This window comes from Sorangium sp. So ce385 (assembly GCF_051474135.1).
Classification (GTDB): domain Bacteria; phylum Myxococcota_A; class Polyangia; order Polyangiales; family Polyangiaceae; genus Sorangium; species Sorangium cellulosum_D.
The window spans coordinates 11,117,411-11,132,007 of record NZ_CP150337.1 but is presented as its reverse complement, the minus strand read 5'-3'; the positions used below and the strand labels follow the sequence as shown (position 1 = coordinate 11,132,007).

13 protein-coding genes are annotated in these 14,597 nt (G+C 74.3%); 5 read left to right on the top strand and 8 right to left on the bottom strand.

All coding sequences use genetic code 11. From position 1 onward, the window contains the following. Window positions 1–78: 78 nt before the first annotated feature. Together WME83_RS40760 and WME83_RS40755 are read right to left on the bottom strand one after the other, a co-directional pair. Entirely contained in the window at window positions 79–1,254 is a 1,176-nt protein-coding gene (locus WME83_RS40760; RefSeq protein ID WP_437315106.1) for an acyl-CoA dehydrogenase family protein, read from the bottom strand. Between the two features lie 86 nt (window positions 1,255–1,340). Beyond that, window positions 1,341–1,898 (bottom strand): CAP domain-containing protein, encoded by a 558-nt coding sequence (locus WME83_RS40755; protein WP_437315105.1) that lies wholly within the window; start codon window positions 1,896–1,898, stop codon window positions 1,341–1,343. A 391-nt stretch (window positions 1,899–2,289) separates the two neighbouring features. Here WME83_RS40755 and WME83_RS40750 point away from each other — a divergent pair, with 391 nt between their 5' ends. Together WME83_RS40750 and WME83_RS40745 are read left to right on the top strand one after the other, a co-directional pair. Next, on the top strand, window positions 2,290–3,483 hold the full coding sequence (locus WME83_RS40750) for a hypothetical protein (protein ID WP_437315104.1): 1,194 nt from the start codon (window positions 2,290–2,292) through the stop codon (window positions 3,481–3,483). A 109-nt stretch (window positions 3,484–3,592) separates the two neighbouring features. Then, the gene (locus tag WME83_RS40745; RefSeq protein WP_437315103.1) at window positions 3,593–3,835 is read left to right on the top strand and encodes a hypothetical protein; all 243 of its coding nucleotides are present in this window, start codon (window positions 3,593–3,595) and stop codon (window positions 3,833–3,835) included. A gap of 4 nt (window positions 3,836–3,839) precedes the next feature. Here the strand turns inward: WME83_RS40745 and WME83_RS40740 are convergent, their stop codons facing one another. Continuing rightward, a complete protein-coding gene (locus WME83_RS40740) occupies window positions 3,840–4,889 on the bottom strand; it encodes an AraC family transcriptional regulator (RefSeq protein ID WP_437315102.1) in 1,050 nt (349 codons plus the stop codon). A 77-nt stretch (window positions 4,890–4,966) separates the two neighbouring features. Here WME83_RS40740 and WME83_RS40735 point away from each other — a divergent pair, with 77 nt between their 5' ends. Continuing rightward, window positions 4,967–5,992, top strand: a complete 1,026-nt coding sequence (locus WME83_RS40735) for a Rieske 2Fe-2S domain-containing protein (protein ID WP_437315101.1) — start codon at window positions 4,967–4,969, stop codon at window positions 5,990–5,992. A gap of 71 nt (window positions 5,993–6,063) precedes the next feature. On the opposite strand, the gene WME83_RS40730 is transcribed toward WME83_RS40735, so the two are convergent. The 5 genes from WME83_RS40730 to WME83_RS40710 form a co-directional block, all read right to left on the bottom strand. Next, entirely contained in the window at window positions 6,064–6,534 is a 471-nt protein-coding gene (locus WME83_RS40730; protein ID WP_061626061.1) for a response regulator, read from the bottom strand. Between the two features lie 514 nt (window positions 6,535–7,048). After that, a complete protein-coding gene (locus tag WME83_RS40725; protein WP_437315100.1) occupies window positions 7,049–8,431 on the bottom strand; it encodes a sigma-54-dependent transcriptional regulator in 1,383 nt (460 codons plus the stop codon). Between the two features lie 51 nt (window positions 8,432–8,482). Then, entirely contained in the window at window positions 8,483–10,027 is a 1,545-nt protein-coding gene (locus tag WME83_RS40720; protein ID WP_437315099.1) for a sensor histidine kinase, read from the bottom strand. A gap of 129 nt (window positions 10,028–10,156) precedes the next feature. After that, window positions 10,157–11,161, bottom strand: coding sequence for a flavin-nucleotide-binding protein (locus tag WME83_RS40715; RefSeq protein WP_437315098.1), 1,005 nt, complete (start codon window positions 11,159–11,161; stop codon window positions 10,157–10,159). Next, window positions 11,158–11,781 carry a glutathione S-transferase family protein gene (locus WME83_RS40710; RefSeq protein ID WP_437315097.1) on the bottom strand — a complete coding sequence of 208 codons (624 nt, stop codon included), beginning with the start codon at window positions 11,779–11,781 and terminating at the stop codon, window positions 11,158–11,160. Before WME83_RS40710 ends, WME83_RS40715 begins: the two co-directional genes overlap by 4 nt. 146 nt (window positions 11,782–11,927) lie before the next feature. Between WME83_RS40710 and WME83_RS40705 the strand changes: the two genes are divergently transcribed. Further along, a complete protein-coding gene (locus WME83_RS40705) occupies window positions 11,928–12,827 on the top strand; it encodes a LysR family transcriptional regulator (RefSeq protein WP_437315096.1) in 900 nt (299 codons plus the stop codon). Window positions 12,828–12,938: 111 nt separating this feature from the next. Further along, a complete protein-coding gene (locus tag WME83_RS40700; protein WP_437315095.1) occupies window positions 12,939–14,519 on the top strand; it encodes an AAA family ATPase in 1,581 nt (526 codons plus the stop codon). The last annotated feature ends 78 nt before the right edge of the window (window positions 14,520–14,597 follow it).

Sequence of the window (14,597 nt, the reverse complement as noted above, 5' to 3'; positions counted from 1 at the left end):
GCCCTCCTTTGGTAAAGGCGTCCGCGGGGGTTGGCTAGTGCCGGGCGCGCGAAGGCGCCGGGACGCTGGCGGGCGGCGCTAGACGCCGAGCCAGCGCGCGACGATCGTGGCGAGCACGTCGGACGTCCCCGAGTGGATGCTGCCGCCCAGCGCGTCGTCCACGGCGGAGGGGAGGCCGCTCTCCTCGAGGTAGCCGGCGCCGCCGCGGAGCTGGAGATCGTCCAGCGCGGACTGCAAGGCCGAGTCCGCCGTGTGCCACTTGGCGAGCGCGGCCTCGGCCTGGCCGCGGTGGCCCTGGTCGAGCTCCCAGGCGGCGCGGTAGACGAGCAGCCTCGAGGTCTCCAGCCGCAGCTTCATCTGCGCGAGGCGGTGCGCGACGGCCTGGTGGCGCGCGATCGACTGGCCGCCGATCGCGCGCTCCCGGGCGAAGCGGACGGCCTCGCCGAGGGCGCGCTCCATGGCGCCGAGGCGGAAGGCGAGGATCAGCGCGCGCTCGTAGGTCATCGCGATCTGGAAGACGGCGAGGCCGGCGCCGGCGCGGCCGAGGAGCGCGTCGGGGCCGACCTCGCAGCCGGCGAACGAGACGGGCGCGAGCCGCGCGCCGCGGAGGCCCGCGGTCGCGAGCAGGGCGCCCGGGCGGATGCGCGCCGCGCCGGGGCCCTCCGCCGCGGCGGGAGCGCCCGCCCCGCCCGCCCCGCCCGCGGCGTCGCGGGGGACGAGCAGCGCCGTGAGGCCGCGCGCCGGCGCGCCGCCGTCGCCGCCGTCGCGCGCGAGCGCGAAGTACACGTCGGCGCGGTCGGCCCAGGTCACGTACCGCTTCTCGCCGGTGAGCCGGTAGCCCGCGGCGGTGCGGTCGGCCGTGGCCTCGACCGACGCGACGTCCGAGCCGGCGCCGGCCTCGGTCGCGGCGACCGTGGCCATGCGCTCGCCGGTCGCCATCCGCGGCAGCCACGCGCGCTGCTGCGCGGGCGTGCCCACCCGGGCGAGCAGGAGCGCCACGCCGAAGAGGTGCGCCCCCGCGGCGAGCAGGACGCCGCCGTCGCGCAGCGTCGCGCCGAGGCCCTCGTAGGCGAGCGCCGTCGTGACGAGGTCGAGGCCCTCGCCGCCGAGATCGCGGGCGATCGGCAGGCCGAGGGCGCCGCCGCGGGCGAGGACGCCCATGCGGTCGTCCGGGGCCGCGGCGTCGGCCTCGGCGCCGAGGGCGCGCATGCGGTCGTGGACGGCGCGCTGGGCAGGGGTCCATCCGAAGTCCATCGCTCGTGCGATACCAGAGCGGGCGAGGGGCGGGGAAGACGCGGGCGGCGCGCCGTCCACCACCGCCTGCACCGCCTGCGCGGACCTCAGTAGGGGCGCTCGCCGACGAAGTTGCCGGGAGGGTCGTAGTTGCACACCCAGAGCTGCCACGACCCGCCGCCGAACGGCGAGTCGCCCGAGCAATCGGCGACCCCGCAGCCGAGCCGCAGGGAGTCGGCCCAGACCACCTGCGTGTAATGGCCGCAGGTGGAGCTGCACGAATTGCTCGCGAGGTCGTAATTTGCGGCCTCGTCGATCCACGCCGCGACGACGTCCTCCGGAGAGGCCGCGGCGCCGCTCGTGGCATAGAGGTTCTCTCCGTAGCTGCTCTTGCTATGGCCGAACACGCACCCGTCGGCGTAGGCCTGGGCCACCGCGGCGATCTCGGGCGACCACGTGAGCACCGGGATCGGGTCGTCGGCGGGCGGGTCGACCGTGGCGCGCGCCGCGTTGTGGGCCGCCGTGATCCCGGCCATCTCGGGCGGCTCGCCGGCGGCGTGGCCGGCCGTGGCCTCGTCATCGGACGAGCCGCTGCACGCGGCCGTCAGGGCGAGGACGAGAGAGAGCCGCGAGATCCGGGGGAGCCGTGGGCCGAGCGTGGTCACGGGGCGATTGTCCTACGGCTCGGCCGAGCTCTGCAACGGCTATTCGAGGATGGCTAACTGCGAACCACGACGTGCCGTGTCATGGCGCGCCCGAGAGCACCCCTGGACGGCCGCGTCCAGGCGTCCTGCCCACGCCGAGTCGCACATCAACAGATCTCGTCGTGCATTGCTGGCGTGCTGACGGGCCTCGCCCTAAGGTGACGCCGAGAGCGGAAACAATTCCGCAGGATGCACCTTGTCAGCCGGGTCGGTTTATGAGTTATTGTCGCCCTGCCTCGGCGGCGGCTGTCGCCCGAGCCCGAAGGTGAGCGGCCGCCCTCATGGGGTTTCGCCGCGGTCGCGGCGATCCGGCACCGGACGCGCTCCCGACAAAGAACCAAGGAGTTTCCTGATGAATATCCGTCTGACGTGGCGAATCGCGACATTCCCTCTGGCGCTGGCGGGGCTCTCCGTCGTTCCGCTGATGGGGTGTGACAAGGCCGCGGAGCTGCAGAATGACCTCTGCTGTCGCGACTTCACGCCGGGCGCCGATCTCGCCACGGTGAAGTGGGGGCTCGAGGGCGACTCCGAGCTCATTTATGGTGCCTTCATGCAGTCCGTGTCCGACTTCACCGGGGCCGCGGGATCCATCGTGGTCGACGTCACCAGCGCCTGTCAGGCGATCGCGCTCGATCTCGGCGAGGACGCGGCGACGATCACGGCGACGAAGCCGAGCGAGCGGGCGACGCAGTGGTGCGAGCTCGCCCTCGACGCGCTCGGCGAGGCGACGGCCGATCTGTCGATCTCCGTCCAGCCGCCGAGCTGCACGGTCGACGCGAGCGTACAGGCGAACTGCGAGGCGAGGTGCAACGCCAACGCCGCGTGCCAGCTGACCCCCGCGGAGATCATCGCGCGCTGCGATCCTGCCCAGCTCTCGGGCCGGTGCGAGGGGCAGTGCACCGGCAGCTGCGAGGGCTCGGCCAACCTGGCCGTGAACTGCGACGGTACGTGCGAGGGCACGTGCGAGGGCACGTGTGACGCGGAGTGCGGCGGGCAGCCCGCTGGCAGCGAGTGCCGCGGGGAGTGCAAGGGCAAATGCACGGGCCAGTGCCGCGGCTCGTGCTCGTTCGAGGGCAGCGCGAACGTGCAGTGCAACGCCGACTGCTCGGGCAAGTGCGACGTCGACTTCAAGGCGCCGAAGTGCAGGGCCCAGCTCACCGAGCCGTCCGTCGACTGCAGGGCGAACGCGGAGTGCAACGGCTCCTGCGAGGCGAGCGCGAGCGCGAGGGCGACCTGCAGGGAGCCCGCGGTCAACATCGAGGGCGGGGAGGACGTCGAGGCGGTGATCTCGACCCTCAGGACGAACCTGCCGCGGCTCCTGGTCGCCGCCCAGGCGCGCGGCCGGCTGCTGCTCGAGAGCGGCAAGGCGGTGGTCACGACCGCGGCCAGCCTCGACGCCGTGGCCACCGGCAGCGTGAAGGCGGGGGCGTGCATCCTCCCGGCCACCAACGCGATCACGCAGGCGGTCGAGAACATCGAGGCGAGCCTCACGGCCAGCACCAAGGTGATGGCCGAGCTCAGGATCGCCCCCGCGGCCGACGAGTGAGCGCGCGCCCGGCGGCGGCGCGGGCCGCGGCCGAGCGGGCGGGCTGCGGAGCTTCTGGAGCCGGAGAACGGCTACCGGTCGGCGCATACGGGAACAGGATCACGCCACCATGAGCGAACGAGTCCTGCTCGCGCGCCGCGCGTCGCGCGCCCGGGTCGGCGCGCGGCGAGCGCGGTGTGGCGCCGCCCTGTGCGCCGCCGCCCTCTCGTCCTTCGTCCTCGGGTGCGAGGGGCTCGGCTCGGGCCGGGCGCGCGACCCGAACTACCGGCCCGATCTCGGTCAGTGCGCCGAGGCGTGCGGGCGCAACGTCAGCTGCATGAACCAGTGCCAGACGTCGCCCCCACGGCGGTAGCCGCTCACCGGGGCGCGGTCCCCCTGGCGCGGGCGCGGAACGCCTCCGGCGTCGCGCCCGTCCAGCGCCGGAACGCCCGGTGGAACGCGCTCGGCTCCGAGTAGCCGAGCAGGTAGGCCACCTCGCCGATCGCCATGTCCGCCTCCAGGAGCGCCGCCGCGCGGCCGCGGCGGACCTCGTCGAGCAGGGCGTGGATCGACGTGCCCTCGTCGCCGAGGCGGCGCTGGAGCGTGCGCGGGCTCATCCGCAGGCGCGCCGCGAGCGCGCCCAGGTCGGCCCCCTCGCGCAGCCGCTCGCCGAGGAGCGCGCGCACGCGGTCGGACAGCGCGGGCGGCGCCGCGCCCGGCAGGCTGGCTGCGATGACCTGCACGTGGCGCTCCAGGAAGGCGGCGAGCGCGTCGTTGGCGTGGGGCAGCGGCCGGGCCAGCGCCTCGACGGGCAGGACCAGCTCGGTCTGCGGCGCCCCGAAGCGCACCGGCGAGCCGAGCCGCCGCGCCTTCTCGGCCGGATCGCCCGCGGGCGCATGGCGAAAGCGCACCGCGACCGCCTGGATCGGGTCGCCGCACATGCGGCCGGCGTTCACGAGCACGTCGAACGCGAACATCTCCGCCACCTGGCCGTGGGCTGGCCGATCGGGCCCGAACGGCGCGAAGGCGATGTGCGCAGCGCCGCCGCGGATCTCCAGGGTGTAGCGCTCGCCCTCGTTCCAGACCTGCTGGTAGCGGAGCATCCGGTGGAACGCCTCGCCGAGGGTGGGGCTGCTCATGGCGAGGAAGCCGAGGGCGTCGAAGTGCTCCGGCTGGAAGCGCCCGGCGAAGTCGAGGCCGAGGTGCGGATCGGCGGCGGCCGTCACGGCCGCCTCGACGAGCGCGTAGAAGGCCGAGAGCGGGACGCGGGCGTCGGGATCGGCGAGCGCCGCGTCCGGGAGCCCCGCGGCCTCGAGCAGCGCGGCGCGGTCCGCCCCGCGCTGCGCGGCGTGGTCGGCGAGCTGCGCGGCGGTGCGGGCCCAGATCGTCGGCGCGCGCGCCGGGGCCCGGGCGGGCTGGCGCGGCATGTCAGCCCTTGTGGCGCGCGCTGTCACTGCTCCACCGCCGAGGGAGCCTCAGGCTTCCGGGCAATCGGAGGAGCATCATGCGAAGGCACGGCATCGAGGAAGGGCGCGGCGGGTTCGTCGAGGGCGCCTGGTACATCATCGCGGACGCGGCGCGCGTGGGCAAGCGGCCGGTCACGGTCGAGCGGTTCGGGACGCGCATCGTGCTGTTCCGGGACGAGCGGGGCGCGCTGGTCGCGGCGCGGGCGCGCTGTCCGCACCGGGGCGCGGACCTCGGCCTGGGGCGCATCGTGGACGGGGCGATCGAGTGCCCGTACCACGGCTTCCGGTTCGCGTCGGACGGGCGCTGCGTGGCGATCCCGTGCGAGGGGCGCGGGGCGAGCGCGCGCGGCGTGGCCGAGGCGCTCGCGCTGACGCGCTACGAGGTGCGCGAGCACCGGGGCTTCGCGTGGCTCTTCTGGGGCGAGCGGCCGGACGAGCTGCCGCCGGTGCCCTGGTTCGAGGGGCTGCCGGCCGACGAGCGGCACGCCCACACGGCGTCGATGGACTGGGACGTGCCGTTCGCGCGGGCGATGGAGGGGATGCTCGACCTTCACCACGCGCCGTTCGCGCACCGGCCGTGGGTGCCGGGCATGGGCGCGCTGCTGGACCCCTACGACGTCCGGGTGGAGGGCGACGTCATCCGCGCGATGGGGGTGCTCCGCCACGACGACGGGGGGCCGTGGGACGGCCGGCGGGGGTGGAAGTTCGAGATGGAGGTGCGCTTCCCGGGGGCGTTGCGGCTCTCGTTCGGGAAGCGGGTGGTGGGGGTGGTGGGGTGCGCGCCGATCGACGGGGGGCGGACGGCGATCGTGGGGCGGTACTACGTGCCGGTCCCGGCGATCGGGCGGCTGCTGGCGCGGCTCGGGCTGCTGATGGAGTTCTGGCTGATCCAGCCGGAGGACGAGCGGATGCTGGCGTCGTCGGAGCCGCGCGACGCGGACCTGGAGGCGTGCCGCTTCGTGCGCGCGGACGCGGGGATCCTCGCGTGGCACAAGATGCGTCGGGCGCGGCTGAAGGCGCAGCGGGAGGGGGAGCCGCGCCGGCTGCCGGTCGAGGCGGGGTGAGGCGCGGCGCGGGGGCCGCGGGCGCGCGGGGCGGCGGGCGCGCGGGGCGGCGGGCGCGGCCGCGGGGCGCGTCAGCCGCGCATCGAGGCGAGGGTCTGGACCACGACGCGCAGGTCGTCGACGTCGAGCGGTTTGTCGAGCACGGCGTCGGCGCCCAGGCGGTAGGCCTCGGCGTGGGTCTCCGGGTCTCCGAACGCGGTGATGAGGACCACGGGGGTCGCCCAGTCGTCGCGGCGCAGCCCGGCGAGCAGCTCGAGGCCGCTCCTGCCCGGCATCCGGATGTCGCTGACGACGACGTCGGCTGGGGCGCCGCCGCCGGAGACCAGCGCGTCGCCCATCAGCTCGAGGAGGTGGTTGGCGTCGCGCGCCTCCAGGACCTCGTAGCCGTCGCGACGGAGGGCGGTGGCGAGCAGCAGCCGCAGCTCCCGGTCGTCCTCGGCCAGGAGAACGCGGACGGGCGTCGCGACGGGGTGGACGCTCGGCAGGGGTTCAGGGGGCACACTCGGGGACCAGGCACGTTCGCGGAGCTGCTCGGGGTTCATGGGGTCTCCTTCGAGGGAGCCTGGGTGCAGGCAGCGTGCCGCGGGCGGCGGTGGGAACCGGGAACCGACCCGGGTTGGCGGGAACCGACCCGGGTTGGGGCGGACCGACCCAGGTTGGGGCGGACCGACCCAGGTTGGGGCGGCAGGAACCGACCCAGGTTGGGGCGGCAGGAACCGACCCAGGTTGGGGCGCCCGGAACCGACCCAGGTTGGGGCGGACCCACCCAGGTTGAGGTGAGGGCCAGGAACCGACCCAGGTTGGGCGGACCCACTCAGGTTGAGGTGAGGGCCAGGAACCGACCCAGGTTTTGGGGCGGCCGGCCGAAACCGACCCAGGTTGGGGCGCCCGACCCAGGTTGGGGCGGCCGGACCCAGGTTGGGGCGACCGAGGTTGGGGCGACCGAGGTTGAGGCGCCCGACCCGGGTTGAGGTGAGGGCCAGGAACCGACCCAGGTTGCGGTGGAAGGCCAGGACCCGACCCAGGTTGGGGCGGCTGGGGTATTCCTCCGCGCCCTCAGCCGCCCTTCGCCGCCCCGGCGGCCGGCTCCCACCGCTCGAGCTTGCGGTGCAGCGTCTTCCGGTCGAGCCCCAGGATCCGGGCCGCCAGCGTCTTGTTCCCGCCCGCCGCCTCCAGCACCCGCAGGATGTACCGGCGCTCCACCTCCTCGAGCGGCACCAGCTCCGACGGATCATCCCCCGCCACGAGCACGTGCGACGGCCGGTGCTCCCGCACCTTCGCCGGCAGATCGTCCACCGTGATCTCCTGGTACCGCGTGAGCGCCACCGCCCGCTCGATGCAGTTCTGGATCTCCCGCACGTTCCCCGGCCACGAGTACGCAAGCAGCCGCTCGGCGGCCGCGGGCGACAGGCCCACCACCTCCTTGCCCGAGCGCGCGGCGAAGTCCTCCAGAAAGCGCTGCGCGAGCAGCAGCACGTCGCTGCCCCGCGCCCGCACCGGCGGCAGCTCCACGTGGAGCACGTTGATCCGGTAATACAGATCCTCCCGGAACCGGCGCTCCTCGACCGCCTCGTCCAGGTCGCGGTTCGTCGCGGCCACGATGCGCGCATCGAACGGCACCTCCGCGTTCCCGCCCACCGGCCGCACCCGGCGCTCCTGCAGGGCGCGGAGCAGCTTCGGCTGCACCGCGAGCGGCAGCTCCCCGATCTCGTCGAGGAACAGCGTCCCGCCGTTCGCCTCCACGAACAGCCCGGAGCGCGCCGCGCGCGCGTCGGTGAACGCGCCCCGCGCATGCCCGAACAGCTCGCTCTCGATCAGCGACTCCGGCACCGCAGCGCAGTTGATCGCCACGAACGGCCCCCCCTTGCGGCGGCTCCGCTCGTGCAGCGCCCGCGCGACGACCTCCTTGCCCGTCCCGCTCTCGCCCGTGATGAGCACGGTCGCCTCCGCGTCGGCGATGCGCTCGATCAGATCCTGCACCGCCCGCATCGCGGCGCTCCGGCCGATGAGGTCCGGGAACGCGCCAGGCCCGGCCACCGCGCGGCGCAGCCGCCGCACCTCGGCCTTGAGCGCGTGGTGCGCGATCGCCCGCTCCAGCGCCAGCGCCAGCGCCTCGATGTCGACCGGCTTGGTCACGTAGTCGTACGCGCCCGCGCGGATCGCCTGCACCGCCGTCTCGATGCTGCCGAAGGCGGTGATCACCACCACCGGCAGGTCCGGCCGGATCTCGGCCGCCCGGCGGCAGACCGCGATCCCATCCATGCCGCGCATGTTCAGGTCGGTCAGGAGGACGTCGAAGCGCTCGTCCTCCTCGAGCAGCGCGAGCGCCTCCGCAGGCGAGGTCCGCGTGGTCGCCTCGACGCCCCGCGCGCGGAGATCCGCCGCGAGCCACGCGCACATCGCCTCGTCGTCGTCGATGATCAGCGCTCGCCGTCCCATCTCTCCTCGATCGATTGCGTAATACAGCGCCGGGCCCGCCACCAGCCGTCGCTAGGCCGCCGTCCCGGCCAGCCCGCCCTGCGCCGGAGAGGGCGCGCCCTCGCCCCCGGCCGCCGGCGCCGCGCCCCCCGGGCCGCTCGGGGCGAGGTACACCGTGAAGGTCGAGCCCTTGCCGAGCTCGCTCTCCAGGTCGATCCAGCCCCCGTGCTCGCGCACGATGCCGTAGGAGACGCTCAGCCCGAGGCCGGTGCCTTCGCCGACGTCCTTCGTGGTGAAGAACGGCTCGAACACGCGGGGGATGTTCTCGGGCGCGATCCCGTCGCCGTGGTCGATCACCCGGATGGCCACGTGCTCGCCCTCGGCGCCGCCGTGATCGGCCGGCGGGCGGGCGCGCGCGCGCTCGACGCGCACCGTGAGCTCGCCGCCGCGCCGCATCGACTGCATGCCGTTCATCACGAGGTTCGTGAGCACCTGCTGCATCTGCCCGGTGTCCACCTCGGCCTGCGCCCCCGACGGGGCGAGGTCCGCCTCGTCGAGGCGGAGCGTCACGCTCCGCTTGCGGGCGAGGGGCTCCAGCAGCGCCAGCGTCTGGCGCGCGATCTGCGCGACATCGGCCGGCGCCTTCTGCGCGACCCGGCGGCGCGCGAAATCGAGCAGCTGCCGGATGATCTTCGTCATCCGATCCGCCTGCTCGGCGATGATGCGCGCGCTGTCCGCCGCCTCCTCCGGCGAGAGGCCGCGCGCGATCATCTTGGCGCGGCCGCCCACCACGTTGAGCGGCGTGCCGAGCTCGTGCGCGATGCCCGACGCCAGCTTGCCCACGGTGGTGAGCCGATCGGCGTGCCGGAGCTGCTCCAGCGCGGCGATGCGCGCGGTCGTCTCCCGGGCGGCGCGCTCGCGCGCCTCGGCGAGGTGCTCGCACATCGCGTTGATCTCGCGGGCGATCTGCCCGAGCTCGTCGCGCTGCGACAGGATGAGCGGGCCGCCGAGGTCGCCTTCCCCGATGCGCCGGGTCTTGTCGACAAGCCGCTGCGTCGGGCGCCCGACGAGGAGCTGCCCGAAGGTCATCGCCAGCAGGCCGCTCAGCGCCGCGAGGGCGACGATGGTGGTCACCGTGTTGACCACGCTCGCCTGGACGTACGACTCTCCCTCCTCGAGCGACTCCGAGATCTCGATCGCGCCGACGCGCGCCGGGTCCACGGCGACCGGCGCGTAGGTGTAAAAGCGCCCGGTCCTGTCGCCCTCGCGCTGCATCCGGAACACCTCGGTGCCCCCGGCGAGATCGGCGATCTCGTCGGCGGGCAGCGCCGGCGCGAAGCGATCGCCGGGGGGCGCGTCGAGCCAGACCCAGCGGAAGTGCACGCCGTCCTGGCGCTCGCTCGCCTCGGCGAGCACGCGGAGCGCCTCGTCGAGCCCGTCGCGGCGCCACCGCTCGGTCACCGCCGCGCGCAGCGCGATGCCGATGAGGTGCTCGTCGCGCCGCATGTCCGCCTCGAACAGCGCCCGCTCGCGCCGGACCGAGAGGTAGCCGTAGAGGCTCAGCGCCGCGCACATGACGAGGACGAGGGCCAGGGTGAGTTTGCTGGCGAGCCGCATGGGATCCTGGAGGAGAATGCAGGACGCGTGCGCATTCTCAAGCCGGAGCGTCGCTGCGCCGGTCGCTCCGGGGCCGCCCCGGATCTCCCCGGTGGGGCAAAACTCCCCTGGCAGGCCCCCGCGGCGCCGTCACGCCCGCTCTACGTCCTCCCACGAGCCGGTCGCCGCGAGCTGCGGCGCCGCCACCGGCGCCGACCAGCGCAGCGGCACCGCGTCGTCCGTCCACACGCCCTCGGCCACGCGGAACCGCAGGAGCCGCTGGGCCCCGGCGAAGGCGGCGAGCTCCGCCCCGTGCCAGAGCACCTCGGCCTCTCCGGTCAGCGACAGCACCCCGCCGGACGCGAAGTCCACGAAGAGCAGCCCGGCGCGCGGGTTCAGCGCCAGGTTGCCGAACGTGTTGAACGCGGAGTTTCCGGCGAAATCCGGCGCGGTGAGCGCGGTGCGGCCGTCCTCCTCGGTCACGCGCACGAAGCCGGGCTTGCCGCCCCGGTGGGACACGTCGGCCCCCTCGATCGCGCTGCCCCCGCGCGCGGCCGGCGCGGCGGTCGCGATGAAGAACGTGTCCGCGCGGCGGATCAGCGCCGCGGCGCCGGCGGACAGGAGCGGCCCTTCCGCCTGCGCCGCCGGAGGCGCGGCGGCCGCGCCGGGCTCTCTCACGAACACCGGCTCTCGCGCCTGGATGTACTGCGGGCAGTTGCCGAAGCTCTGCCCGACCTCGACGACGAAGCCGCCGTCTCCGGCCTCGACGATCGTGCCGTTCATCCGGTTGCGGCGGCGGGTCTCGAGCTGGATGCCGAGCAGGCCCACCGGCGCGCCCGCCACGAGGCGCGCGGCGAGCGGATCGCCGGGCAGAGGGCGCGCGTTCACGGCGAGCGTCCGCGCGTCCGGCGAGGCGATGAACCCCGGCCGCCCCGCGAGGAGCGAGGCCCAGGGCCGGGCCTGCGCGTCGAGGCTCCCGACGAGCAAGAACGGCAGCTTCGCGAACAGCTCGCGGTGCTGGTCGGGCATGAAATCCCGGATGATCCTGCGTCCGGCCTTCTCGGCCCGCTCGCGCGCGCCGGCCCGCTCCTGCACGGCCATCTCGCCTGGGTGATAGGGCGACCCGTCGCCGGGCCATCCGGGCAGCGCGTTCACAGGGCCGTCCTCGTCATCGGCGCGAAGCCGGGCAGCTCCTCCACGCGGGCGAGCCACGCGCGCACGTGGCCGTACGGCTCCAGCGACACGCCGCCTTCCGGCGCGTGCGCCGTGTACGTGTACATCGCGATGTCCGCCACGGTCGGCGCGTCGCCCGCGAGGAATCGCCGCGCCGAGAGGTGCTGATCGACCACCGTGAGGAGCTGGGCGGCGATCGCCTTGGCCCGATCGACATCCACCTTGGCGCCGAATACGCGCGCGAGGCGCGCCGCCGCGGGCCCCGTCACGAGCTGCCCCGCGGCCACGGAGAGCCACTGCTGCACGCGCGCCGCCGCCACCGGATCGCGCGGGAGCCATCGCCCCGACGGGTCGTAGCGCGCCGCCAGGTACACGAGGATCGCGTTGCTGTCGGCCAGCGTCACGTCGCCGTCCTCGATCACCGGCACCTGACCGAAGGGGCTCTTGCGCAGGAACTCGGGCGCCTTGTGGGCGCCGCTCTTCAGATCCACGTCGACGAGCTCGAACGGAAGCCGCAGCAGCGACAGGAACAGCTCCACGCGGTGCGCGTGTCCCGAGAGCGGGTGACGATAAAGACGGATGGGTCTGGCAGGGGTCGTCATCGGAGGTGTCCTTGGGGAGGGATGGGTCGAGAGGCGGCGCGGCCCGCGTGGGCCTCCCCGCCTCGCCAGCCGAAGATGCCCATTCCAGCGGCGATGGGTAATACCCATCCTTGACAAGGGACCATTCCGGGAACTGGAATAATCGGATGGATCGGCTGGACACGATGCGCGTGTTCGTCGCGGTCGCCGGGGAGGAGGGCTTCGCGCCCGCGGCGCGGCGGCTGTCCATGTCGCCGCCGGCGGTGACGCGGGCCATCTCCGCGCTGGAGGAGCGGATCGGCACGCGGCTCCTGCACCGCACCACGCGCATCGTCCGGCTGACCGAGGCGGGCGCCCGGTTCCTCGCGGACTGCAAGCGGATCCTCGCGGAGATCGAGGAGGCCGAGGCGTCGGCGGCCGGGTCTCACGCCGCGCTGCGGGGGCCGCTCGGCGTGACGGCGCCGGTCCTGTTCGGGCGGATGTTCGTCGCGCCGATCGTGTTCGATTTCCTGGCGCGCCACCCGCGCGTGTCGGCGCGGACGCTGCTCCTCGACCGGGTCGTGGACATGCTCGACGAGGGGATCGACGTCGCCGTCCGGATCGCCCACCTGCGGGATTCGTCGCTGACCGCGATCCGCGTCGGCTCGGTGCGGCGGGTGGTCTGCGCGTCGCCGGGCTACCTCGCCGCGCGCGGCACGCCCGCGACGCCGGCCGACCTGGCGCAGCTCGACACCATCTCGTTCTCGCAGACGGGCTCGCCCGAGGAGTGGTCGTTCGGGTCGGGCGCGCGGGTCGAGAAGGTCCTCCCGCCGTCCCAGCTCCTCGTCAACACGGCCGACGTGGCCATCGCGGCGGCCGCTGCCGGACGGGGGCTCGCGCGCGTGCTCTCGTACCAGATCGGCCCGGAGCTGCGCGACGGGCGCCTCGCCATCGTGCTCCCGGCGTTCGAGCCCCCGCCGGTCCCGATCCACGTCGTGCACCCCGAGGGCCGCCTCGCGGCGGCGAGGGTGCGGGCGTTCGTCGATTTCCTTGTCGAGCGGCTCAGGGCCGAGACGTGGCTGCGCTGAGCCGCGACGCCCGGCGGCGCCGCGCTGGTCGAGCCGGAGCTCCCGCCCGCCGCGGCGGAGCGCGAGCTTACCGGCTTGCGCTGTCCGCCGCGATCGGGCCAAGGTCGCGGCATGAAGCGCCGGTTCAACACGGCCGGGCCCTGCATCGAGGGGATGCACTACATGATCCCGCCGGCCCGCCGCCTGCCGGAGGCGCCCGGGCTCGTGGAGCAGCTCGGCTATTTCGTGGTGCACGCCCCGCGGCAGACGGGCAAGACCACCGCGCTGCGGGCGCTCGCGCACAGCCTCACGGCCTCGGGCAAGCACGCGGCGGTCCTGCTCTCGTGCGAGGCCGGCCAGGCGGCCGGCGACGACTACGATGCGGCCGAGCGGATCGTGCTGTCCAACATGCGCAGCGAGGCCGAGTCGAGGCTCGCTCCGGAGCAGCGGCCGCCGCCCTTTCCCGATGCGCCGCCCGGCGATCGTCTGCGGGCGGCGCTCAAGGCCTGGGCACAGGCCTGCCCGCTGCCGCTCGCGCTGATGCTCGACGAGATCGACGCGCTCCGCGACAGCAGCCTCGTGACCGTGCTCCGGCAGCTCCGGGCGGGCTTCCCCGGTCGTCCTCGCGAATTCCCCGCCTCCGTGATCCTCTGCGGTCTGCGTGACGTGCGCGACTACAAGGCCGCGAGCGGCGGCGATCCGTCGCGGCTGGGCACGGCGAGCCCGTTCAACATCAAGCTCGAGTCGCTCCGCCTCGACGACTTCAGCCTCGACGAGGTGCGGGAGCTCTACGGACAGCACACGGCGGACACGGGGCAGGTCTTCGCCGAGGAGGCGATCTCGCGCGCCTTCGAGGCGACGCGGGGACAGCCGTGGCTGGTGAACGCGCTGGCGCGCGAGGTCGTCGAGAAGATGGCCGTGCCGCCCGCGCAGGCCGTCACGGCGGCGCACGTCGAGGAGGCCAAGGAACGGCTGATCCTGGCGCGCGCCACGCACCTGGATTCCCTGGTGGCGAAGCTCGCCGAGCCGCGGGTGAAGCGCTTCATCGAGCCCGTCCTCGCGGGCACCCTGACGGGCAAGGACGAAGCCTACGACGACGACCTGAGCTACTGCCGCGATCTCGGCCTGCTCGCGCGGGACAACCCGCTCCGGATCGCCAACCCCATCTATCACGAGGTGATCGCGCGCGTGCTCGCCGGCTCGGTGGAGGCCGAGATCGTGGCGGAGCCGCGGAGCTTCGTCCTCCCCGACGGCCGCCTCGACTTCGGCCGCGTCCTGCGCGAGTTCGCCGACTTCTGGCGCGAGCACGGCGACGTCTTGGCCGCCGGCCTGCCCTATCACGAGGCGGCGCCGCAGCTCGTGCTGATGGCGTTCCTGCAGCGCGTGGTGAACGGCGGCGGGGTCATCGATCGCGCGTACGGCATCGGCCGCGGCCGGATCGACCTGCTGGTGCGCTGGCCCTACCGCGACGTGAGCGGCGCGCGCGCGTGGCAGCGCGAGGCGCTGGAGCTGAAGGTCTGGCGAGGCAAGACGAAAGATCCGCTGAACAAGGCCCTCGCGCAGCTCGACGGCTATCTCGACAAGACGGGGCTCGATGCCGGGGTGCTGGTGATCTTCGACCGGCGGCCGGAGGCCGGCGATATCGAGACGCGCACCCGATTCGAGGAGGTGGCCACGCCTTCGGGGAGGAAGGTGACGCTGCTGCGGGCATAGCCGAGCGCCGGTCCCCGTGAGGAGCGTGGCGGAGCGCCAGGCACCCTGCAAGACACGCTGCCGCGCCCTCCTGCTCGC

Coding starts and splice junctions, on each gene's coding strand:
- WME83_RS40760 (WP_437315106.1), bottom strand. CDS start 1,254: ATGGACTTCGGATGGACCCCTGCCCAGCGCGCCGTCCACGACCGCATG.
- WME83_RS40725 (WP_437315100.1), bottom strand. CDS start 8,431: ATGGGACGGCGAGCGCTGATCATCGACGACGACGAGGCGATGTGCGCG.
- WME83_RS40735 (WP_437315101.1), top strand. CDS start 4,967: ATGCGAAGGCACGGCATCGAGGAAGGGCGCGGCGGGTTCGTCGAGGGC.
- WME83_RS40730 (WP_061626061.1), bottom strand. CDS start 6,534: ATGAACCCCGAGCAGCTCCGCGAACGTGCCTGGTCCCCGAGTGTGCCC.
- WME83_RS40710 (WP_437315097.1), bottom strand. CDS start 11,781: ATGACGACCCCTGCCAGACCCATCCGTCTTTATCGTCACCCGCTCTCG.
- WME83_RS40700 (WP_437315095.1), top strand. CDS start 12,939: ATGAAGCGCCGGTTCAACACGGCCGGGCCCTGCATCGAGGGGATGCAC.
- WME83_RS40745 (WP_437315103.1), top strand. CDS start 3,593: ATGAGCGAACGAGTCCTGCTCGCGCGCCGCGCGTCGCGCGCCCGGGTC.
- WME83_RS40750 (WP_437315104.1), top strand. CDS start 2,290: ATGAATATCCGTCTGACGTGGCGAATCGCGACATTCCCTCTGGCGCTG.
- WME83_RS40705 (WP_437315096.1), top strand. CDS start 11,928: ATGGATCGGCTGGACACGATGCGCGTGTTCGTCGCGGTCGCCGGGGAG.
- WME83_RS40720 (WP_437315099.1), bottom strand. CDS start 10,027: ATGCGGCTCGCCAGCAAACTCACCCTGGCCCTCGTCCTCGTCATGTGC.
- WME83_RS40740 (WP_437315102.1), bottom strand. CDS start 4,889: ATGCCGCGCCAGCCCGCCCGGGCCCCGGCGCGCGCGCCGACGATCTGG.